General features: G+C 49.0%; 19 protein-coding genes and 1 tRNA gene. 8 read left to right on the forward strand and 12 right to left on the reverse strand.

Going from position 1 to position 21,943, the window contains the following annotated elements; genetic code table 11:
- Positions 1-14 precede the first annotated feature (14 nt).
- Complete coding sequence (locus QP938_06520; protein WIO75551.1) at positions 15-1,196, forward strand: MFS transporter; 1,182 nt, start codon at positions 15-17, stop codon at positions 1,194-1,196.
- 18 nt (positions 1,197-1,214) lie between these two features.
- Here the strand turns inward: QP938_06520 and QP938_06525 are convergent.
- Positions 1,215-1,291 (reverse strand) — tRNA-Pro (locus tag QP938_06525).
- 80 nt (positions 1,292-1,371) lie between these two features.
- Positions 1,372-2,163, reverse strand: a complete 792-nt coding sequence (locus tag QP938_06530; protein WIO75552.1) for an ion channel — start codon at positions 2,161-2,163, stop codon at positions 1,372-1,374.
- 163 nt (positions 2,164-2,326) lie between these two features.
- On the opposite strand from QP938_06530, the gene QP938_06535 reads away from it, so the two are divergent.
- The gene (locus tag QP938_06535; protein WIO75553.1) at positions 2,327-2,986 is read left to right on the forward strand and encodes a TetR/AcrR family transcriptional regulator; all 660 of its coding nucleotides are present in this window, start codon (positions 2,327-2,329) and stop codon (positions 2,984-2,986) included.
- 34 nt (positions 2,987-3,020) lie between these two features.
- Entirely contained in the window at positions 3,021-3,572 is a 552-nt protein-coding gene (locus QP938_06540; protein WIO75554.1) for a DUF1285 domain-containing protein, read from the forward strand.
- Positions 3,573-3,638: 66 nt separating this feature from the next.
- Here the strand turns inward: QP938_06540 and QP938_06545 are convergent, their stop codons facing one another.
- Entirely contained in the window at positions 3,639-5,264 is a 1,626-nt protein-coding gene (locus QP938_06545; GenBank protein WIO75631.1) for an electron transfer flavoprotein-ubiquinone oxidoreductase, read from the reverse strand.
- A gap of 210 nt (positions 5,265-5,474) precedes the next feature.
- Between QP938_06545 and QP938_06550 the strand changes: the two genes are divergently transcribed.
- The gene (locus QP938_06550) at positions 5,475-6,224 is read left to right on the forward strand and encodes an electron transfer flavoprotein subunit beta/FixA family protein (protein ID WIO75555.1); all 750 of its coding nucleotides are present in this window, start codon (positions 5,475-5,477) and stop codon (positions 6,222-6,224) included.
- Positions 6,221-7,150, forward strand: coding sequence for an FAD-binding protein (locus QP938_06555; protein WIO75556.1), 930 nt, complete (start codon positions 6,221-6,223; stop codon positions 7,148-7,150). The genes QP938_06550 and QP938_06555 overlap by 4 nt, the downstream gene beginning before the upstream one ends.
- A 60-nt stretch (positions 7,151-7,210) precedes the next feature.
- Here the strand turns inward: QP938_06555 and xthA are convergent, their stop codons facing one another.
- The 3 genes from xthA to QP938_06570 form a co-directional block, all read right to left on the reverse strand.
- Positions 7,211-8,026: an exodeoxyribonuclease III gene (gene xthA / locus QP938_06560; protein ID WIO75557.1), complete on the reverse strand. Its 816-nt coding sequence runs from the start codon at positions 8,024-8,026 to the stop codon at positions 7,211-7,213.
- A 7-nt stretch (positions 8,027-8,033) separates the two neighbouring features.
- Positions 8,034-10,088: a carboxy terminal-processing peptidase gene (locus tag QP938_06565; GenBank protein ID WIO75558.1), complete on the reverse strand. Its 2,055-nt coding sequence runs from the start codon at positions 10,086-10,088 to the stop codon at positions 8,034-8,036.
- 566 nt (positions 10,089-10,654) lie between these two features.
- Positions 10,655-11,125, reverse strand: coding sequence for a hypothetical protein (locus QP938_06570; GenBank protein WIO75559.1), 471 nt, complete (start codon positions 11,123-11,125; stop codon positions 10,655-10,657).
- A gap of 311 nt (positions 11,126-11,436) precedes the next feature.
- Here QP938_06570 and QP938_06575 point away from each other — a divergent pair, with 311 nt between their 5' ends.
- Complete coding sequence (locus tag QP938_06575; protein ID WIO75560.1) at positions 11,437-12,027, forward strand: hypothetical protein; 591 nt, start codon at positions 11,437-11,439, stop codon at positions 12,025-12,027.
- A gap of 151 nt (positions 12,028-12,178) precedes the next feature.
- On the opposite strand, the gene QP938_06580 is transcribed toward QP938_06575, so the two are convergent.
- Both QP938_06580 and QP938_06585 read right to left on the reverse strand, forming a co-directional pair.
- The gene (locus QP938_06580; protein ID WIO75561.1) at positions 12,179-13,756 is read right to left on the reverse strand and encodes an arylsulfatase; all 1,578 of its coding nucleotides are present in this window, start codon (positions 13,754-13,756) and stop codon (positions 12,179-12,181) included.
- Between the two features lie 305 nt (positions 13,757-14,061).
- The gene (locus QP938_06585; GenBank protein ID WIO75632.1) at positions 14,062-16,380 is read right to left on the reverse strand and encodes a heavy metal translocating P-type ATPase; all 2,319 of its coding nucleotides are present in this window, start codon (positions 16,378-16,380) and stop codon (positions 14,062-14,064) included.
- A 168-nt stretch (positions 16,381-16,548) separates the two neighbouring features.
- Between QP938_06585 and QP938_06590 the strand changes: the two genes are divergently transcribed.
- Positions 16,549-17,094: a hypothetical protein gene (locus QP938_06590; protein WIO75562.1), complete on the forward strand. Its 546-nt coding sequence runs from the start codon at positions 16,549-16,551 to the stop codon at positions 17,092-17,094.
- Positions 17,095-17,142: 48 nt separating this feature from the next.
- On the opposite strand, the gene QP938_06595 is transcribed toward QP938_06590, so the two are convergent.
- A complete protein-coding gene (locus QP938_06595; protein ID WIO75563.1) occupies positions 17,143-17,766 on the reverse strand; it encodes a c-type cytochrome in 624 nt (207 codons plus the stop codon).
- 14 nt (positions 17,767-17,780) lie between these two features.
- A complete protein-coding gene (locus QP938_06600; protein WIO75564.1) occupies positions 17,781-19,034 on the reverse strand; it encodes a porin in 1,254 nt (417 codons plus the stop codon).
- Between the two features lie 350 nt (positions 19,035-19,384).
- Between QP938_06600 and QP938_06605 the strand changes: the two genes are divergently transcribed.
- Positions 19,385-19,759: a hypothetical protein gene (locus QP938_06605; GenBank protein WIO75565.1), complete on the forward strand. Its 375-nt coding sequence runs from the start codon at positions 19,385-19,387 to the stop codon at positions 19,757-19,759.
- Between the two features lie 64 nt (positions 19,760-19,823).
- Here QP938_06605 and gorA read toward each other — a convergent pair whose 3' ends face one another.
- Positions 19,824-21,185, reverse strand: a complete 1,362-nt coding sequence (gorA, locus tag QP938_06610; protein WIO75566.1) for a glutathione-disulfide reductase — start codon at positions 21,183-21,185, stop codon at positions 19,824-19,826.
- Positions 21,186-21,187: 2 nt separating this feature from the next.
- Positions 21,188-21,895, reverse strand: a complete 708-nt coding sequence (tsaA, locus tag QP938_06615; protein ID WIO75567.1) for a tRNA (N6-threonylcarbamoyladenosine(37)-N6)-methyltransferase TrmO — start codon at positions 21,893-21,895, stop codon at positions 21,188-21,190.
- Between the last annotated feature and the right edge of the window lie 48 nt (positions 21,896-21,943).

Consider the following 21,943-nt stretch of genomic DNA (forward strand, 5'->3'; position numbering starts at 1 on the left):
GTAACTCTTTGCTAATGGAGCCCATAACTACCGCAGCAGGAAAAGAGCCGCCAGTACCTTACTGGCGGCTTTCATCGTTTTATTTCTGGTATTTCGCCCTGCTGGGCGTGTTAAGCCCATACTGGGCACTCTATTTTCAATCAGAAGGGTTTAGTGCTGAGCAGATTGGCTTGTTGCTCGGCACAATGATGGGTACCAAGGTGGTGGCTCCAAACCTTTGGGCCTGGTTAAGCGAGCAAAGTGGTAAGCCGCTGCGAATATTACGGCTTGGTGTATTCCTGGCTTTGTTGTGCTTTTCGGTAATGCTCTGGCCCTTGTCGTTTACATTGGCTTTATTGGTCATAATCGGTTACAGCTTTTTTGTGAATGCGATATTGCCGCAACTTGAAGCGATAACGCTCCATTTCCTGTCGGACAAACCACAGAGATATAGCCAGATACGCCTGTGGGGATCTGTAGGGTTTCTGATAGCTGTAGTTGTGGTTGGCTATTGGTTTGAAAGTCAGCCCCTAAAAACTCTTCCGGTTATAGCCTGCTTTATGTTGGGTGTGGCCTGGCTCTGCAGCTTATTCATACCGGCCATTTCCGATCAGCATAAATCCCGAGCCAGATTGCCATTTGCATCACTGATAAGGCAGCGCGGCATAATAGCGTTTCTCATTTCTGGACTATTGATGCAGGTGGCCCATGGGAGCTATTACAGCTTTTTTAGCATCCATCTCAGTGAAGTTGGCTACAGTAACCACGCTATAGGGTGGATGTGGGCGCTCGGTGTTATTGCCGAGGTGTTGATATTTACCGTTATCCATCGCTGGCTACCCCGTTACGGGGTGAAAGAGTTGATGCTAACGAGTCTAATTCTCGCGGCTATTCGTTGGTGGGTGATTGGCTGGCATGCTGATTCATGGTTCTGGTTATGTGCAGCGCAGCTGCTGCATGCCTTTACGTTTGGAGTGTTCCATTCAGCTTGTATTGAGGGTTTGCGCCAATTCTTTGGTAGTGAACGCCAGGCAAGGGGGCAGGCTTTATATGTGGCTTTTTGCTACGGTGTGGGGGGCGCATCAGGTTCCTGGGTCGCAGGATTTTTGTGGGCTGAGCATGGCGCGCACTCTGTCTTTGGTGTTGCTACCGTGGTGTCGTTAGTCGCTGTCTTTGTGGTTGCACTCTGGTATCCGGGCACAAAAAAAGCCACCTGAGAAGATGGCTTTTTAAAATGGTCGGAGCGAGAGGATTTGAACCTCCGACCCCCTCGTCCCGAACGAGGTGCGCTACCATGCTGCGCTACGCTCCGACTGCGTTATGAAGGATGGATGCCTTCAAATCGGCGCGCATTATAGCACCGATTATTGCCTTGTAAATGCAAAGCCGGGGCTAATCTCTTTTCTTTAAAAGCTGATCCAGTTTGGCTTCCATCCGCTCGGTTTTCTTGGTCAAAGCATCCAGCTTATCCTTGATTTCAGCTTCAGCAGACCCGGGCTCTTCTTCGCGCTGGGAGATAAAGTGGGCGGCAATACTGGCGGTAAAGATGGAGGTCAGGGCAAGTCCCGCAAGAATGATCAGGCTGCCAAACATGCGACCTTGTGGGCTCAATGGAACCACGTCCCCATAGCCAACAGTGGTCATTGTGACCCATGCCCACCATATTCCATCCCAAGGTGTTTCTATCCCCTCGTCGAGGGCTGCCATCATGATCCCCGACATCACGATTACAATAGCACTTGCTGACAGGGTCATGCCCAGTTCATTGCGGGTCAGCATGCGTCGGACTCCGCTGCTGATGTGAAGCAGCAGGGTGATGATGACTACTATGCGCAAAACACGCAAAGCGCCCAGGTTTACGTCCCAGCCAAGCAAGATGGGCAGCCCGAACAATATGATGACTACATTTAGCCAGTTGCCCCTCAAATAGCGGGCTTTCTCATTCACCAATAACGAGATTAACAGGGTTTCAAAAACGAATAAGCCCCACAACATCAAGTCATAAGCATTTGATTGGACCTCCTGCAGGTGATCGGGCCTCTCAGACCACACAAGAAAGATCCAAAACGCCGCAAGCAGCATGGGCATTTCAAACAGAAGCCCAACACGTCTCGCCAGGTCATTTTCGCTGGGGTCTACACCGGCAGCACCAATGTAATAACCTATCGGGTTAATCGAATTCATAGGCTGAATTTCTATAAGTTCCTGGTTTTTTTAAAAGACTCTTATATATCCAAAAATAGAATAAAAAACTGTTTAACAGCTGTCCTTCAGATGTTCTATTGTCTATCCTTTGAAACAGAAAACACAAATTTGGTCACGCTGATCGTTAATAAGAAGAGAGGTTATGTTGACTGCCAACTCTACAAGCACTGAAAAGATCCGCGAGAAGAAGCGCCGCTTTCTGGCCCGTGAACAACGCATTGTTGATGCCGCACTTGAACTGTTGCTGGAGCAGGGCATTGACCGCGTTACCGTGTCCTCTATCGCTAATCGTGCAGGCATAGGCAAAGGAACGATTTACAAGCACTTTCTCACCAAAAATGAGATCTTCATGCGTATCGTCCTGGATTACGAGCGTACCTTGGCCGAAAATCTAGCCAAAGGCATTAAGGAGGCCTCCAGAAGTAATCCGGGTGCCGCCGCAAAAGCGTACTTTCAGTCGAGGCTTAACAACCCTGCGCTCGATAGGCTGGTACAGCACTTGGAAGCTCGCCTTGAGGCTGAACAGGAAGTTGAGGTTCAGCTCAAAGAGTTGCATGAAATCAGGCGCTCAAATGTAAATTCCTTGAATGCGATGGTCGCTGAATTGATGAAAGACGGCATACTGGAAGATGTCCCGCCTCACTATCACTATCTGAGCTGTTGGGCCTTGGCTCAGGGTGCAGTGGATCTTTACTTCAACAAGACACTTGATGGTCTAGGTGCCGATGACAAAGCCAGTTTGCTGGAGTATATAGCTGGAATCGGAGTTACCATGGGCAATCGCGGCCAGCTTGGTAACTGATAGAATCATTCTCTATAACTAGTGTATTTGTATCTTGAACCTTGACGCCTTTGCTGACCTGATAGAAAGGCAGCGCCAATCGTATGAAAGTATTCCGCCGGTTGAAGACTGGAACCCGCCATTGTGCGGGGATATGGATCTTGTCGTAAGGCAGGATGGAAGCTGGATCCATCAGGGAACGCCCATAAAGCGAGAAGCTCTCATACGTCTATTTGCCAGTGTGTTAAAACGCGAAGGCAATGACTTTTTTCTTGTAACGCCGGTGGAAAAATGGCGTATTCAGGTCGATATAGCCCCTCTCTTTGTGACCAGCCTACAGATTGAACATCGTGATGGCTCTCAGGTTCTGATCTTTGAAACCAGCACAGGAGATACAGTCGTCGCTGGACCTGACAACCCGTTGTGGATGGAGAAAGAGGGGCGGGGAAGAAATCCTGTGCCTTTGCTCAGGGTCAGGTCAAACCTTGATGCCGTTATTAGCCGATCAGTTTATTACCAGCTTGCGGAGCACTGTGAATCTAGGGTTTTGGATACCGTTGAAAGAGTGGGAGTTGTAAGTCTGGGAGCGTTTTTCCCATTGGATTAATGGTCGACCAGACAGGTCAATAAAAAAGGCTGAGCAGATAGGTTTCTGGTCAGCCTTTTTGTTGGTCTACATATTTGGGTAGTTGGGCCCGCCTGCGCCTTCAGGGGATACCCAAGTGATGTTTTGCTCGGGGTCCTTGATGTCACAGGTTTTACAGTGCACACAATTCTGGGCGTTGATCTGGAAGTGCTTGTCGCCATCATCGCCCTCTACCACCTCGTAAACACCCGCAGGGCAATAGCGCTGGGCTGGTTCGTTATAGATTGGTAGATTGTGACTGATTGGCAGTTCGGCATCAGCAAGCTTCAAGTGGCAAGGCTGATCCTCTTCGTGGTTTGTATTCGACAGGAACACGGAAGAAAGCTTGTCAAAGCTGAGTTTGCCATCGGACTTGGGGTAACTGATCGGGGTGCACTCAGACGCAGGCTTGAGCTGTTTGTGATCCGGTTTTGGATCGCTTAGGGTCCAGGGCAGTTTGCCGCCAAACAGGTTGATATCGATAAAAGCGTACGCGCCACCCAGGAAATTGCCCCATTTATGCTGGGCCGGACCAAAGTTGCGTTGTGCATGGAGTTCTTTCCAGGCCCAGCTGGCTTTGTAAGCTTCGCCAAATTCGGTCAGGTCATCATTGCTGCGGTTGTTGGTAATTGCCTCGACAATTACTTCGGCGGCAATCATTCCGGACTTCATCGCAGTATGGTTGCCTTTGATTTTGGCAAAGTTCAGGGTGCCTGCATTGTCACCAATAAGCAGTCCGCCGGGAAAGGACATCTTAGGCTGGGATTGCAAACCACCTTTTACCAGCGCACGAGCGCCGTAGGATACACGTTCACCACCTTCCAGATACTTGCTAATGGCAGGGTGGTGCTTGTAGCGCTGAAACTCATCAAATGGGCTCAGGTGGGGATTGCTGTAGGACAAGTCGGTGATTAGCCCGACAGCAACCTGGTTGTTTTCTATGTGGTACAGGAAGCCGCCACCAGTGGATCCGCTTTCAGAGAGTGGCCATCCGGCGGTGTGCACCACCAGACCTTGTTTATGTTGGCCCTCAGGAATGGTCCATAACTCCTTGATTCCAATGCCGTAATGCTGTGGTTCTTTGCCGTTATCAAGGTTGTATTTGGAGATCAGTTGCTTGCCAAGATGGCCGCGACAACCCTCACCAAACAGGGTGTATTTGGCGTGCAGTTCCATGCCGGGCATGTATGAATCTTTGTGGGACCCATCGGCAGCAACACCCATGTCGCCTGTGGCAATGCCTTTCACGCTGCCGTCGTCGTTATAAACCACCTCAGCCGCAGCAAAGCAGGGGAAGATTTCCACGCCCAGAGCTTCAGCCTGTTCGGCCAACCAGCGGCAAAAGTTGCCCAGGCTGATGATGTAATTGCCATGATTGCGCATGGTTTTGGGGGCAAAGAACTCAGGAATACGTCGCTCTTTCTCGCCGTCTTTAAGGAGTAAAATATCATCGCCGGTAACGGCTGTATTGAGCGGCGCTCCCAGCTCCTTCCAGTTCGGAAAGAGTTCGCTGAGGGCGGTAGATTCAAAAACAGCACCGGAGAGGATGTGGGCGCCTACTTCAGACCCTTTTTCAACCACACATACGCTAAGGTTTTCATTCAGCTGCTTGAGGCGGCATGCCGCAGCCAGGCCAGATGGGCCGGCGCCTACGATGACAACATCGTACTCCATAAACTCTCTATCCACTTCGTCCTCCGGGTATCAGCGGGAGATTGGTTAACTGCATGATTCTACCCTGCATTTTATTGGCAGGTAATGATTCGTTTGACTAAAAAATGTCCAGTCAGAGTTTGCTTTGATGCGGCTCTATGGGCATTATTCTGTGTTTCAACAGATGCCCAAAAGGCGATAAACCACCCAAATATATAGGAAGGGTAGTCAATGAAGGTCCTTGTCGCAGTTAAGCGTGTGGTCGACTACAACGTAAAAGTACGCCCCAAGTCGGATGGCTCGGGAGTTGACCTGAACAACGTTAAAATGTCCATTAACCCGTTCTGTGAAATCGCGGTAGAAGAAGCGGTTCGCTTGAAAGAGAAGGGTGTAGCTACAGAGGTTGTTGTGGTATCCATCGGCCCTCAACAGGCACAGGAGCAGATTCGCACGGCCCTGGCCCTGGGTGCTGACCGCGGCATCCTGATCAAGACTGACGACCAGCTTGAACCACTTGCTATTGCCAAGTGCCTGAAGGCGGTTTACGACGAAGAGCAGCCCCAGCTGATCCTGATGGGTAAGCAATCAATTGACGGTGACAACAACCAAACTGGCCAGATGCTTGCGGCTCTGACCGGCTTGCCACAAGGTACATTTGCGTCTGAGGTGGTAATTGAGGGTGGCAGCGCTTCTGTTACTCGTGAAATCGATGGCGGCCTACAGACTGTATCTTTGAAATTACCTGCTGTGGTTACCACTGACTTGCGTCTGAATGAACCACGATACGCATCACTCCCCAACATTATGAAGGCGAAACAAAAGCCTTTAAACACCACCTCTCCAGAGGAGTTGGGTGTTGATACTGCTGCGCGCGTGAAAACACTAGGTGTTGAACCACCTGCGGCTCGTAAAGCAGGTGTAAAAGTTGAATCCGTGGCCGAACTGGTCGACAAGCTGAAAAATGAGGCGAAAGTGATATGAGTACTCTGGTCATTGCTGAACACGACAACGCCAGCCTCAAGCCTGCGACCCTGAATACAGTTGCCGCAGCCAAGGAGCTTGGTGAAGGCTTTGATATATTGGTGGTTGGTGAAAACTGCAGTGCTGCTGCGGAAGCTGCTGCCAAAATCGCTGGTGCCGGGAAAGTGCTGGTTGCCAATAATGCGGCCTTTGGCCACCAGTTGCCGGAAAACATTGCACCACTTGTCGCGGATGTAGCCAAGTCCTACAGCCATGTACTGGCACCAGCCACTACAACCGGCAAGAACCTGATGCCCCGAGTAGCAGCTTTGCTTGACGTACAGGGAATCTCCGATATCAGTGCAGTGGTATCAGCCGATACCTTCAAGCGTCCGATTTATGCCGGTAACGTGATTGCTACGGTACAAAGTACTGACTCAATCAAAGTGCTGACCGTACGTGGAACCGCTTTTGATCCTGCGGCGGCAGATGGCGGGAATGCCGCTATCGAGGAAGTGTCTGGTGCCCAGGATGCTGGCATTTCAAGTTTTGTTGGCGAAGAACTGGCTGCTTCGGATCGCCCTGAGTTGACTGCGGCTCGCGTGGTTATTTCCGGTGGTCGCGGGATGCAGAACGGCGAAAACTTTGCCTTGCTGGAAAAAGTGGCCGACAAGCTGGGCGCTGCCGTTGGCGCCTCTCGCGCCGCTGTAGACGCCGGATTCGTGCCAAACGATATGCAGGTAGGGCAGACAGGTAAGATCGTTGCTCCGGATCTTTATATTGCTGTTGGTATCTCGGGTGCCATTCAGCACCTGGCCGGCATGAAGGACAGTAAAGTTATTGTTGCTGTGAATAAGGATGAAGAGGCGCCAATCTTCCAGGTAGCAGATTACGGACTGGTAGCAGACTTGTTCGATGTGTTGCCGGAGCTTGAAAAGGCCCTGTAATTGCTGGATTATTCCAGACATAAAAAAAACCGGCTAAGGCCGGTTTTTTTTTATGTCTGGTTAAAGCTGGAATTCTGCCCAAACCGGTGCGTGATCTGACGGCTTCTCCATGCCGCGAGTTTCATAGTCCACATCTGCCGCCAAGCAAGCGTCGATCAGCGGTTTGGTAGCCAGAATGTGGTCTATCCTGAGGCCGCGCTTCGGCTCTGCTTCAAAGCCTCTGCTGCGGTAATCAAACCAGCTGAATCGGTCGTTACCCTCAGGGTTATACTTGCGATGGCAGTCAGACAAGCCCCAATCGAGCAGACGCTGATACCACTCACGCTCCTCGGGTAAAAACGAGCATTTCCCCGTGCGAAGCCAACGTTTACGGTTTGGCTCGCCAATACCAATATCAAGATCGGAAGGGGAGATGTTCATATCACCCATAATGATCAGTGGTTGTTCCGCACTGCATTCATTCTCCAACAGAAATTGCAGATCCTCATAAAACTTCTGCTTTGCTGGAAACTTTAACGGGTGATCACGGCTTTCCCCTTGTGGGAAGTAGCCGTTTATCACGGTTAGCGTTTTGCCGTCGGTAATTGGAAGCTTTACGGTTATCAGTCTTCGCTGGGCGTCATCTGTGTCAGATGAAAAGCCCTTGATTACCTCCGTGGGCTGCTGGCGACAGAGCAGGGCGACACCATAATGACCTTTTTGGCCATGATAGAAGACTTCGTAGCCCATTGAGCGAACTTCATCAATCGGGAAGGCTTCATCATGAACCTTGGTTTCCTGAAGTCCAATTACATCTGGCTGGTGTCTGTCGATTACTGCTTGCAATTGATGTAAACGGGCGCGAAGCCCGTTTACATTGAATGAGATTATTTTCATTGAATTCTTATGGTGTTTCAGCGAGTCGCTGATGGTTTCTCAGTTGAATCATATCGGCCATTATCTGACAGGTTTCCATCAGGTAAAGGTCTGACTCTGGTGATGGCTCTTCGTCACGCCTAGCCTCTAGCCAGGTGTTGTAGTCAGGGAAGGGCTCTTTTCCTAAAGCTTTACGGCGACTGTTTTCCAGTGCCAACTCGAGCTCTTTAACTTTTTCCCTTTGCTCAAGTCTTTTGCCTTTGCTTAAAGTGACTGCGGTGGCCTGCTCTTTGCGGTAATCATCCTGAGCCTTAAGAACTTCAACAAATTCAGTGAACCCGGGATCGGATGAAATACGTTCTTGGTGAGTTCTGTCCAACATGGGAATGACCGCTGAAAGGTCGCCATTTTTCCTGTAGTTGGCTGGACGAATCTGGTCCCAGGGGAGGGCGTTCTTTTCATTGCTTTCACCGTAGCTATCCTCCGGCATCAAGCTTGGCAGCTTGATGTCCGGGGTGATTCCGTGGTGCTGATTGCTATCGCCAGACACGCGGTAGAACTTTGACTCGGTAAGCTTTAATTGCCCTTCTGACAGGGGTAGCAACACCTGAACCGTACCTTTACCGAAGCTTTGGCTACCAACAATAACTGCGCGATTGTAATCCTGCATTGCGCCAGCAAAAATCTCGGAAGCAGATGCGCTCAGGCGGTCAATCAGAACGATCAGGGGACCTCTGTAGTAGGCGCCACTGCGCGCTACCTGGCGTCGATTTATACGACCTTTGCTGTTCTTGATCTGGACAACCGGGCCTGGATTGATAAACAGGTCACTCAGCATGGTTGCTTCCTGAAGGGCGCCGCCGCCATTGCTTCTCAGATCTACAATCACGCCATCAATATCTTGTGTGCTGAACTCATTGAGAAGGTTGTATACATCGCGGGTGGTGCTTTTAACATTGCTGTCACCATTTCTGTCAGCCTCAAAATCCCGGTAGAAAGTAGGGATGTCGATAACGCCGATCCGGTAATTATCTTCACCGCGCTTTATTTCGATTATGTCGCTTTTGGCCGCCTGCTCTTCAAGCTTTACCTTGTCACGCACAATTTTGATGGTAACAGTGGCGTCATTAGTTCCGGCAGGGAGCACCTGCAAAACTGCCAGGCTCGACTTTGGACCACGAATCAGGTCAACCGCATCGTCAAGACGCCATCCAACGATATCCACGTTGTCGCCATCGTCACCAGTGGCGATACCAACGATTCGGTCACCTGCTTTGAGCTCACCCTGTTTGTCGGCCGGGCCACCAGGGACGATGCTCACGACCTCAATGTATTCATCTTCGCGCTGCAATACAGCGCCAATTCCCTCCAGAGACAACGACATGTTGATATTGAAATTTTCTGAAGTGCGTGGAGAAAAGTAGTTTGTGTGAGGGTCGTACAGCGAACTGATCGAATTTGCGTACGTCTGGAAAACGTCGGTTGAGTTGAGTTCTTCAAGTTGCTTTTTGATGGTCTTGTAGCGCTTTGCAAGTACTTCGCGAGCTTCGGCGGTATCTTTGTCAGAAAGTATCAGGCGAAGAAGGGAGTCTTCCATTCTTTTGCGCCAGAGCTCATTCCGTTCCTCGACAGTCTTGGGCCACTGTATATTGTCCAAATCCGTCAGCAGAACCTCATCATCATCGAAATTGAATACAATATCGCCCTCAAGAAGCGCGATATTGTGATCAAGCTGCTTTTCAGCGATGTCCCGATAGAGGTTAAACGCCCTGAACCCAAAAGCGGGGTCTTTGTCCTTCAGCTGGTCATCCAGCTTGGTTTTCCAAGCCGCCAATTCGTCTATATCAGATTGAAGGAAGTAGCTTTTGCCTGGGTCGAGGTCGTCAAGATAGGCCTCAAATAGCTCTTGTGAGAAGGCGTCATCAATTGTTCTGTCCCTGTAATGTCCTTCATGAAGAATCTCAAGCATGTCTGACAGCACTTGAGGCTGTTGTTCGCTCGGGGAAATCGACTCTGCTTGAATGCTGGAAGCCAGCAACAGGGAAAGGATGGCGGTGGACAGGTTTCTTGAAGTATTCGTCATAGTAGCAACTTGTTTAATTGTATCTGCTTTATAGAGACAAGATTTTCGCTTCTGAGTTTAACACCCGTGGCGGGGCAAAAGGGAACCCTGGTAACACTTCTTTACATTCCCCGCCAATTCTCGATATACAATTTAACATAATATACATTATGCGCATATATACGTTTCAGGGGTTTGGGTCAACAAGCAATCGGACGTCCAAGTATTGTTCTAAACAAATCCAATCAAACCAATAAACTTACAAGTAAAGCTGAAAACTCGTCGCCGGTGGATTTCGTGCAAATCTATGTTTTCTCGGGATTAATCCACTCGCTTGATGAACGCTTCTCTCAGCAATGGGTCAGCCTCTAAGATTCGAGCAATGTTTCTAGAGTCATCAGTCATCATGCCCACTCTTTTGGCTGCCTAAATGACCACCTGCAGCCCTAAATCTGCAGGTGAAAATATTAAGGGTACTCATATGATTCATAGGGCTAAGGTATAGATTTCCCTAAAATGGGTGGATGTGTGTAGATGCCCGAGATAGTGACGAGCAACTGGTAATCCATCACAGTACTATAAGTAAATCAGGCCTGAAGAAGACCACGCTCTGCCGCCCAGTAAACTCCTTTGAGTTTAGCCAAGCCAAGCTCGCGCGCGTGGCAGGCCATCGCGAAAGCGCCCTCCTTACCAAATTTTTTCTCTGAAAAACGCTTGGTCTCACTCTGTCCTGGGGCTGTTGGCCAAATTGCCTCCCAGTACCAGGTCTTGCGCTGACGACCATCAGCCAACCAATAGACGCTGGCGAAACGACAGACACCGGAAACGCCGGACTTGTTGTTTTTTTGCAGTTTGCGCGCCACTTCGGAGCGGGTGATAGGCGGGTGCTTGGCGACTAGCTCATCTCTGTACTGCTTGGCTAACTTAAGTGCCTTACCTTTGCCGCCGTGCTTTTTATCAGGGAAATTTTTGACCAGCGTCTTACCTCGACGACGCAAGCTGACACGCCAGGCAAAGGTATAGTAAAAAGGGTCATCAATTCGGGAGATTCCATACATCCCCAAGGGCTTCCTTGTCTTCATAATCTTCTAGCTGTTATTGGTTATCAGTGATTTGGTGCAGATGCTTTATTAATGTTTTGTTTTATAACGGTTAATCTCTGTAATTTCAAGTTGGTGTGGTGGACCAACTGCTTCACCACGTCGAGATGTTTGAGCATACGCTATGACTACCATTTAATGTGCCCGAAAAGCTATTGATCCCCTACCCTACGAAGAGAAAAAGTCCAAAACCTGATCAGCTAGATGTAAAGTAGGAATGTTGTCCATCACCAACCGGGTGAATTACGGAATTTAGAAGTGAGGTTAGTTTGATTCGTTTGCTGATGATCTTTGCCATAGTGCAAATTCTTTGCGGGTGTACACCAGTGGAAATAGACCCGAAAGCTGCAATTCAACCAGCAGAATCTTCTGAATTATGGCTGCAAATCAATGCCAGTATCCGAAGCGATGATGATATCCCCCTCTCAGGATTGCTGACTTCGGCAACACAGCCAAATCAATTCACGCTGAAACAAGTCAAGAATCAAACATTGTTTATCCAGTTATTGTCCCGAGCTCTGGGCATGGATAACTTCTCGTATGAGGCTGTTGATCTACCTGATGGAAAGCTTGTAAGCCTTATATATGATGATGTCTCCATATGGGAGAAATTTGGTTACGGGCTGTTTTATCGACAAGGTAATTGGTATTGGTTTTATTGCGCAGGAGTCTCAAGTAAAAATTTTACTCCAATGTTTGATCTGTCTCTGATTGGCAGGAACAGGGTTGAAGCAATTCTTTGTATTGAAGACTGCAGTTGGTGGGGCAAGAACGCTTTGGTAGTACTTGATATGGAACGGCTGGAAATAGAACTTGTTGAGCCAGTTGAGATGACTTATGCAGATTGGGTCAATCAATAGATAGCTTGAATACATTGAAAAATTTTGGATCGAACCCTATCAATTAGACAGGAGCTCGACCTAGGTTATGGCAGTCATCCTGGTCAGGGTAGCTTGGGGCTAAAAGTTTTTGTGAAATATGGCATCCAAAAACTAAAGCCCCTTAGCGCAATTACTGCAAAGACTTGTTGATAAATTCCTCCACGACATCGGACATATCAAAGCTCTTACCGCCCTGCACTGGTGGATGGTCCGCAAGCGATTTCAGATGCGCACGCATTAATTCCCCCATGGGCTGAATCAGCCAAGATACCTTTTGCATTAGGTGGCCGTATGAGTCAGAGGAATCGTAACTCTCATATGGATCCATACGGATATTGAACACCAGTGGCACTGTGCGTGGAATCACATTCGCGTAGTAATCCTCTTTGGTCGAAAAGTGGAATTTCCAAGGTCCCATCCGCACCGCAGTCAGCTTGCTTTCGTAATAATAAAAAATGTGATTGCGATTGGACATACCGGACTCACCCATCCAGTACTCAAGGTTGTTTACGCCGTCGATATACTGTTTTTTTTGCTTCATAACGCGCTCAGCCACATCCGGTACACCTGCAGCTGCCGCCAATGTGGTAAACAAGTCTTGATGCGCCTGAATGCCGTTAAGCTTTTTGCCCCCCGGTATCTTGCCAGGCCAGCGGGCCATCATCGGGACCCGTACGCCGCCTTCGTAGGTTGTCATCTTTTCACCGCGGAATGGCGTGGTCGCGCCATGAGGCCAGGAAGAATGCTCCGGTCCGTTATCTGTGGAATAAATCACAATGGTGTTATCGGACAGGCCAGTTTTATCCAGCCAGTTCAGCACCAGGCCGATATCGTGGTCATGTTGCAGCATTCCTGCGCCGTGCAGATCGGCTTCGCTGGTAATGGATTCAACCTTGCGGACCCACTCGTCACCAACGCGGGTGTACAGGTGCATACGGCTGGTATTTAGCCAGACAAAGAACGGCTCGCCTGCTTTTTGGGCTTTATCCATAAAACCCAACGCGAGGGGTATGACCTCACCTGCGTCGAAATTTTTCATCCTTTCTTGAGTTAATGGTCCGGTGTCTTTAATGCTCTGTTTGCCTACTTGGCCAAATCGTGGTTGTTCAGTGCGGTCATTTTTGTCTGTCGCAAAGGAATGGATTACGCCTCGGGTTCCGAATTTCTCCTCATAGCGTTCCAGACTGCCGGAATACGCCTTGCCGAAATTCTGGTAGTCCCGCTGTTCCGCCTCTTCCTGAGTGTTCAAGTGGTAGAGGTTGCCAAAGAATTCATCAAAGCCGTGCACTGTCGGCAGATGCTCATTGCGGTCACCCAGGTGATTCTTGCCGAAGTGTCCGGTGCGATAGCCCTCGGCTTTCAGTACCTCTGCCAGCGACGGGGACTTCTTCGATAAACCCAGTGGGTCTCCCGGCTGACCCACCGTAGTCATTCCTGAGCGAATCGGATACTGGCCTGTGATAAATGCTGCACGCCCTGCTGTACATGAAGGCTGAGCGTAGTGATCGGTAAACAATACACCCTCATTAGCGATGCGATCTATGTTGGGTGTGCTGTAGCCCATAACTGCATGATTATAGGAACTTAGGTTCGACCAACCAACATCGTCGCCCCATATCACAAGGATGTTGGGTTTTTCTGCATGAGAGTATGCTGAGCTGATGAGCAGAATAGATAAGGCAATAAACTTCATGATCAAGGACTTCATTGGGCTTCTCCAATCTTGTTGCAAGATATCTGATCTAGAGCTGGCGCTTCACTTGATGTGTAATTGAGAAGTCTAGTCGACTGTTCTGTTTTAGCCAGAATTCTGCCCAATATGGTGTTGATCTCTGTTTTGAAATCCACTGACGGCTTTATAAGGGCTTATCAAAAGTAAGTAGAGCCTGACTGGGTTGCGAAGATGCCCACCCCCTCCCGAAGAAAGCCTTTCAGGAAAAATATCCAACTGTTTATGCTCCAAGGAGGGGGTAGATATAAATGAATGCCCAGCTTAGTTGATCGTGCTACGTATCACTTGTACCTCAAGCGCAACGCATTGGTTACCACAGAAACTGAACTCAAACTCATTGCCAAAGCAGCAATCATCGGAGACAGCAGCAAGCCGAAAAACGGATAGGCAATTCCCGCAGCTACTGGCACACCAATGCTGTTGTATATGAAGGCAAATCCAAGATTCTGGCGCATATTGCGTACCGTGAGTCGGGATAGCTGTATCGCCTCAGCGATTCCCCGCAAGTCACCTTTCACCAGTGTTACTTGTGCGCTGCTCATGGCTACGTCGGTTCCGGTGCCCATGGCGATCCCAACGTTTGCTTTTGCAAGAGCTGGTGCATCATTGATGCCGTCGCCCGCCATTGCCACTATGCGGCCTTTGGACTGGAGTTTGGCAATAAGATCGAGTTTGTCGCCTGGCTTAACTTCACCGTGGATTTCGTCGATACCCAGTTCCTTGCCAACTGCTCTGGCAGTCCTCTCCCCATCACCAGTAGCCATGATGACGCGTATGCCCTCTTTTCGAATCAACTCAATAGCAGCGCGGCTGGTTTCCTTAACAGGATCGGCAATCGCCAGCACCCCGGCTAGCCGGTCACCAACACCGAGATAAACGACACTCGCGCCCTGATCACGTAGCCTGTCAATATCAGCAGACAAGGACTTCCAGTTGATTTTGTGTTGATCCATCAAGGCAGTATTGCCCAGTGCCAGTTTTTTACCGTCAACCTCTCCGGTAACCCCGATACCCGATTCAGAGTCAAAATCACTGACTTTGGCAAGTTTGATTTCTTGTTCTCTCGCGGCATTTACTATCGCAATGGCGAGTGGATGTTCGCTGCCCTGATCAAGGCTGGCGGCAAGACGTAGAACTACCGAGTCTTCAAAACCTTCAGCGGGTATGACTTCTTTAAAAACAGGGCGCCCTTCCGTTAACGTTCCGGTTTTATCCACTACGAGAGTATCTACAGTTCGCAATGCCTCGATTGCAGCTGCATCGCGGAACAGCACCCCATGTGTGGCTCCCTTGCCGGTTGCAACCATGATTGACATGGGGGTTGCCAGACCCAGCGCACAGGGACAGGCGATGATCAGCACCGCAACCGCATTGATCAGGCCGTATATCCAGCTCGGTTCCGGCCCGAAAACTCCCCAGATTATGAAAGTGGTTAGAGCTATTGCCACCACGATGGAGACAAAATAACCAGCCACCACATCAGCAAGTCGTTGCATTGGGGCTCTTGAACGCTGGGCCTGAGATACCAGGTGAATAATCTGCGACAGTGTGGTGTCTTCCCCAACCCGCTCGGCACGAATAATCAAACTGCCGTTGGTGTTCTGTGTCGCGCCAATGACTTTGTCGCCGGGCTGCTTTGACACTGGTGCCGGCTCCCCGGTCAACATGGATTCGTTCACCGCGCTGCGACCCTCTTCCACCTCTCCATCTACGGGCACGTTTTCGCCAGGACGAACTCGTAGCCGGTCACCTTCGCGCACTTCGCTCAACGGGATGTCTTCTTCGCTACCATCGTCATTCAGGCGACGTGCAGTATCTGGTGCCAAACGCAGAAGCGACCTGATCGCTTCTGAGGTTCTGGAACGCGCTTTTAACTCAAAGAGCTGCCCCATCAGTGTCAGTGAAATAATCACCGCAGCGGCCTCAAAATAGACATTTACCTTGCCACCTTGAATGAATGAACCTGGGAACCAGTGTGGCACTATGGTGGCAGCCAGGCTGTAGAGATAAGCGGCCGCCGTTCCCAGTCCAATCAGTGTCCACATATTGGGACTGCGATGAATGATGGATTGGGCGCCCCGAACAAAGAATTGTAGACCGCACCAGAGTACGACAGGTGTTGTAAGAACCAGCTCTATCCAGCTCTGCGTGCCATGGGGGAACCAGTTTCGGCCATGGCCAAACATGGCTATAACGAATACCACGGCTGTAAATGGCAGGCTAATCAGAAAGCGCCGCCTGAAATCTATGTATTCGTGATCCTCACTCTCTTCGAGGGAAGGTGTTTCTTGTTCCAGCGCCATTCCGCATTTGGGGCATGTCCCCGGTCCCTGCTGACGTACTTCCGGGTGCATGGGGCAGCTATACCAGGCTGAAGAATCAACTCTCTCCTCCTTTTCAATATCCGGTTGCAGATATTTCTCTGGCTGCTCCGAAAACTTGGTGAGACAGTTGGCGCTGCAGAAATAATAATCTTCACCTTGGTATTGATGGTGATGCTTTGAGTTGCTGGTAACTGTTATGCCACAAACCGGATCCTTCAGGTCAGTCGACTCTTGGTGGTGTATGTGGCAGCAGCTTTTGTGGTCCTGATGATTCATGTTGATGTACTCATGTAGATTATTGGCCAATTCGGGATTCAATCAGGCGGCACACATCATCGCCGTCGGGTATGCAATCCGGAATCTTTTGCCAATCGGCCATGGCTCGCTCCATTTTTTCGCAAAGTCTGGTCAACCCCCCTATTCTGGGGGCTGCCGATTCTGGTTGTGGTTGTCACGCTGTATTTTTTAATGTGGGAACCAGCCAATGTTGATGGGATGGCATACCCTGATTTGCATCGGGTTATGGAGAGTTCAAATATATTGAGACTGGGCCCTGAAAGTGCGCAAGATAGAGAGTTAGTGCAGAAATATACCGCTCCTTCCAAAGCCATAACAGAGATTGTTTTACAGCGTCTTTCAGAGTTACGAGCAACCTATAAACAACTTGGGCCCGCACTGGAAGTCGTTCCAACAGATTCAGACGAGCACCAGCGAGTTGCGGACTCGATAACCAATTTACTGGGTACTTATAACCTGAGCAGTTCGGTTAAGCCGAAGGCGCATGAAATCCCGCCAGCAGAGCTGCCATTAATTCTCTATTGCTCAACCAAAGATATGGACTTGGCATATAAGTTTCTTTCTGCAATAGCTCCTTATATTCATGGTGCAGCAGTGATTATGACAGACCCCGAATATTCTCCAGGCAGGATGAGGCTGTTTATTCAGGGCACAGTTTATTTTAGTGACAACGGCGTGGCTGTTTTCGAGTAGCACTGACTTATTTCAGTTGCCAGTCATTACACCAGAGGCCTTACACATTCATTTAGTACCAAACGTTTCCCTGATGTATTTCAGCACTACTTTAATATCACCATCGGTTAGCGCACTATTCCCCCCTTTCGGTGGCATAGCCAAGGTGCTGCCAGTGCTTTGGAATCCGTTAGTAATATTTTTTAACAGTTCAGAGTCAGCTTTGCTTAAGCTGCCGTTTCTATCCGTTAAATCAGGCACACCCGCCAGTAATCCTTTGCCATCCTCCCCGTGACAGGCTACGCAGCTACTCTGGTAGATTGCTTGACCGGAACCGGAGCTTGAAATTGGTCCAACATTTTTTTCAGTACCGGTATCGTTGTTGGCTGCCTTTTTCTTACTATTAGATTCTTGCAAAAAGGTTAAGATATCCCTGGTTTCCTGACCGGTTAATCCAGCGCGAATACGCATATGAAATGTACTGGTGATCCATTGATCATCGCGAAGATCACTTGGGTTGCGCATGTTATGACAGCGTGCACAGTTATTCGCCCAGGTTTTACTCCCGCGTGTAAAATCACCTTTCTCAGGATAATCCGCCGCGAAGCCAAGTGCTGCCGTCATCCCAATCACAGGTATACAAACTTTTCTTAAAAGACTTGGGAACACTCTGCTATTGATCAGTAAATTCATAATGACTCTCCAGATCAGAAACCGTAAGCCATCTGGAGCAACAGCCGATCTTTGTCAGTATCGCTTTGCCTTGCTCCGTCGTTAAACTCATAGCTCAATTTTCCAATGAAGTTACTAGTAAACAAGTAATTAACTCCACAGGACCATTGGTCTTGTTCCTGACTCTTATGTGGTGAGTTAAAGTCTGTAAATCGAGTGACAATCTCCCATTTCTTTTTGGGTAGACGATAAGCGCCTTGGATATACCAGCTCTTCCATTCCGCTCCTTCGGAAGCTGCTACCCCACTGCCATTGTCAGCACCAACCTTTGTGCGCACATACTCACCGCGAAGATCCAAACCACCGCTTTGCCACGCAAAATCAATACCGGCGACATCATAATCACGCGCTGCTTCTCCATTTAGTAGGCTGCTGTCGCCATCTTCGATCATGGTAACTGTGGCTTTACCGGTAGCGTATGACAGCCCTACTTCAAAACCATTGAAGGGGAGAAGGCCAAATCGCCCACCAATGACTTTTTCACCATCCTTGTCAGAATTAAATCCTTCAGCCTCAACAGCCTCCAGTTCAAATTCTATGTCACCCCCCTCCACTTCCATTTCCGCTGCCAATTCCGGTCCGTTACCGATAAAGAGCGCATAGTTTGCTTTCATTCCTTCAATTGGAAATCCGCCACGAAGTTGAAATCCGGTATCGGAAACTGGCGCCGCGCCATCCTCTCCAAATCCAGGCGGAGCGGATGGCAATTTATTAATCCAGGAGGGGTGCAGATTCTGGCGGAACTGACCTATTGGGCTAAGGAATCTACCAGCCACCAAAGCAACGTAGTCATTGATAAACCAGTCAACAGTCAAATATTCAAGTTTAGCTTCAGTTTCACCATCTTCCTCGAGCTCAAGTTCCAGCTCGGACTCCACCATGACTAAATCGCGATACTGGAAATGAAAGATTGGCGAGAAGGTTCCGAGGTTAAAGCTCCCATCTTGAGATTCTGAATCTGAGTATCCGACATCCACATAGCCGGCTAAGTGGACAAGTGTATTTGGCTGTTTCCACTCAGCCGCCGCTTCAACCTTCCTTTCAACCTCTTGCACTTCCTGCTTGGTAGCGCTTTTTTGTATTTGCTGACGCAGATAGTCCACTTCTTTCTGTAATTGCTCAAGGCGCTTCAACAATTCCGTGGTATCTTCTTCGGCAAGAGCAAAATTAGAAAGCGTGATTGCGGTAAGGCCCAGCGCGATTCTGGTAAGTAACTTGTTGGTACGCATGATCTGCTCCTTATCCATGGGACATGGCTGGTAAAAGCAACATGAGTATAGTCAGCATTTCGCGAAGCACATTAGAGAGTGCAGCACATATAACTGGTCATTCAATTTAGGCGACTAGGTAAGGTATAGGTGAAAACATTGGTCTCATCATGGGCGCAGAATGGGAGATTCGACTTTCATTGATCTGAGTCGATTTTTTAGTAAAAACCAATGGGGTCCTCGGGCACATTAACATCCATGCCTTCTACCTATGGTTAATTTGCTAACTGTGTCACAATCTAGTGCACCAATACTTCTATTCGACTATATTTGTCTGGACAGAGAACAACCAAGAAAAAGGAGAAATTTCAATGAAATCAGCTATTTTGCTCAGTGCTTGCCTGTTGCTGATCTCAGCCTGTTCGCCCAGCCTGAAGAACGATTCACAAGCCTCTCAATACTACTGGCCTGAAAGCGGTGACAGTATTTTGATTAGTGCTGACCTTAACAATAACTTCACCGAGCATGGTGCTGGAGTTACCTCAAGGCACTTGGTGGTCAAGTTTAATGGTGAAGCGGTTGTGGACGGTTTTCTCAGTGATACCTACGAGGGTATGTTGACTGGCACCTACGCTGGTCAGGATGTATCCGTTACTTGTCATATGCCGAAGGTTTCCGGTCAATGGCGTGAGGTCCGCTGTGTGGTGACTCATGGTGATAAATGGGCGGCTAACCTGACGTTTTAAAAGTCCAGAGATTGAAAAGCCCGCATATCAACATGTTATGCGGGCTTTTTTGTGTGGATTCGAGTTAGCTTGCTGGTTCACGCATGGTAACAAACTCCTCCGCAGCTGTTGGGTGAATGCCAATCGTTGCATCAAAATCAGCCTTCGTGGCCCCTGCCTTGATGGCAATCGCCAATCCCTGAACAATCTCTCCGGCGTGTTCGCCAACCATGTGGCACCCCACTACTTTGTCGGATGCAGTATCGACGATCAGCTTCATAAATGTTTTTTCATCGCCGCCGCCCAGAGTTTGCTTCATCGCTCGGAACTGGCTCTTGAATACCGTAATTTCTCCAAATTTTTCCCTGGCCTGTTCTTCACTTAAACCGACGGTCCCAATACAAGGCTGGCTGAATACCGCTGTAGGAATAGCGTCGTAATCCATTTTGCAGGGCTTGCCTTGATAAAGATGCGCCGACAACGCCATGCCTTCAGCAATGGCTACCGGTGTTAATGGGACTCGATCGATTACATCCCCCAAAGCAAAGATCGAAGGTTCTGACGTTTGAAATTGGTCGTTGACGACAATAGAGCCATTAGAACTTACTTCGACCTGTGTATTCTCAATGCCAAGATTGTCGAGATTTGGTTTACGACCTGTGGCATACATCACTTGGCCAATTTCGAGCTTTTCGCCGTTATTAAGTGTGGCGAGTAGGTTGTCCCCTTGCTTGTTGAGGGATTGGATGTCGGTATTGAAGTGGAGGTGAACTCCCCTGCTCTTCATTTCGTGAGCTAGCACATCACGGACTTCATCATCGAACCCCCTGAGGAACTTCGGCCCGCGGTACAGCAAGTGAGTTTCAACACCCAGGCCGTTAAAAATGCCTGCAAATTCGACAGCGATATAACCGCCACCAACCACAATAATCTTTTCTGGCAGTTGCTCCAGGTAAAACGCTTCGTTGGAGGTGATGGCCAATTCTTTTCCGGGAATATCTGGCACAAATGGTTTGCCACCGGTGGCGATCAGAATTCGCTCGGCACTGTACTCTGAGCCGTTAACCGATACTGTGTTCGCATCTATAATGGTGGCGGTCCCTTCAAACAACTCAACCCCGGAGTTATTTAACAAATTTCTGTAGATGCCATTCAGGCGCTCTATTTCTGTGTTTTTATTGGCAATGAGTTGAGGCCAGCTGTGTTTGGGTGACTGTTCGATATTCCAGCCAAATCCTGCCGAGGAAGAAAACTCACTGGAAAATTCAGCTGCATAAACCAGTAACTTTTTCGGCACGCAGCCGACATTAACGCAGGTGCCACCCAGGTATTGCTGTTCGGCAATAGCTACTTTTGCACCATATTTCGCAGACATTCTTGCGGTACGAACGCCGCCAGAACCAGCGCCAATAACAAACAAGTCGTAATCAAATTTCCGGTCGGACATGGTTATACCTCTTCAATCCGGATAACTCGAGAGGTCCCATCTACAACCTCCCAAACTACATTTATATCGTACAGGCGAACACCATATTGGCGGTTTTCGGTACTAGCATTTCGATAAGCTGGTCTTGGGTCCTGCGCCAACACATCACTAATAAAGTCTTTCAGGTGTGGATGCTTGTCATTTAATTTATGCAGAATGGATTCGGCCTCAGCACTGAATTCCACTGTCATTATTGCAGCCGGCTTATCCGCAGCGTACCCAGCATGAGCACCAGGAAGACTATCTGAATATGGAATATATGGCTTGATATCAATTACCGGTGTGCCATCAAGCAGATCCATTCCGGCAATTTCAATAAATACCCTCTGCCCTTCCTGTTTGATGCCTTCAAGAGAGACGACGGACATACCGATAGGATTAGGACGAAAAGTAGAACGCGTTGAAAAAACGCCCGTTTTGGTATTGCCACCTAAACGTGGAGGGCGCACCAATGGTTTCCACCCCTGATCCTGTGTTCCATGGAATACGAATAAAACCCACAAGTGGCTGAACTGTTCAAGATCCCTAATGGCGTGCTCGTCATTGTACGGAGGCAGTAATTCAATTTGTCCTTTGGCACTGGAGACGATGCCCGGCTGCCTCGGCACCGCAAACTTCTCCTTATAGGGTGAGTGAACAATGCCTATGGTGTCGAATTGAAACGTTGCCACTTTCAAATCCTGAAATTTGGGTCTGGATAAAAACAGGGCTCCACACGG

The sequence above is a fragment of the Porticoccaceae bacterium LTM1 genome (assembly GCA_030252795.1).
Taxonomy (GTDB): domain Bacteria; phylum Pseudomonadota; class Gammaproteobacteria; order Pseudomonadales; family Porticoccaceae; genus SCSIO-12696.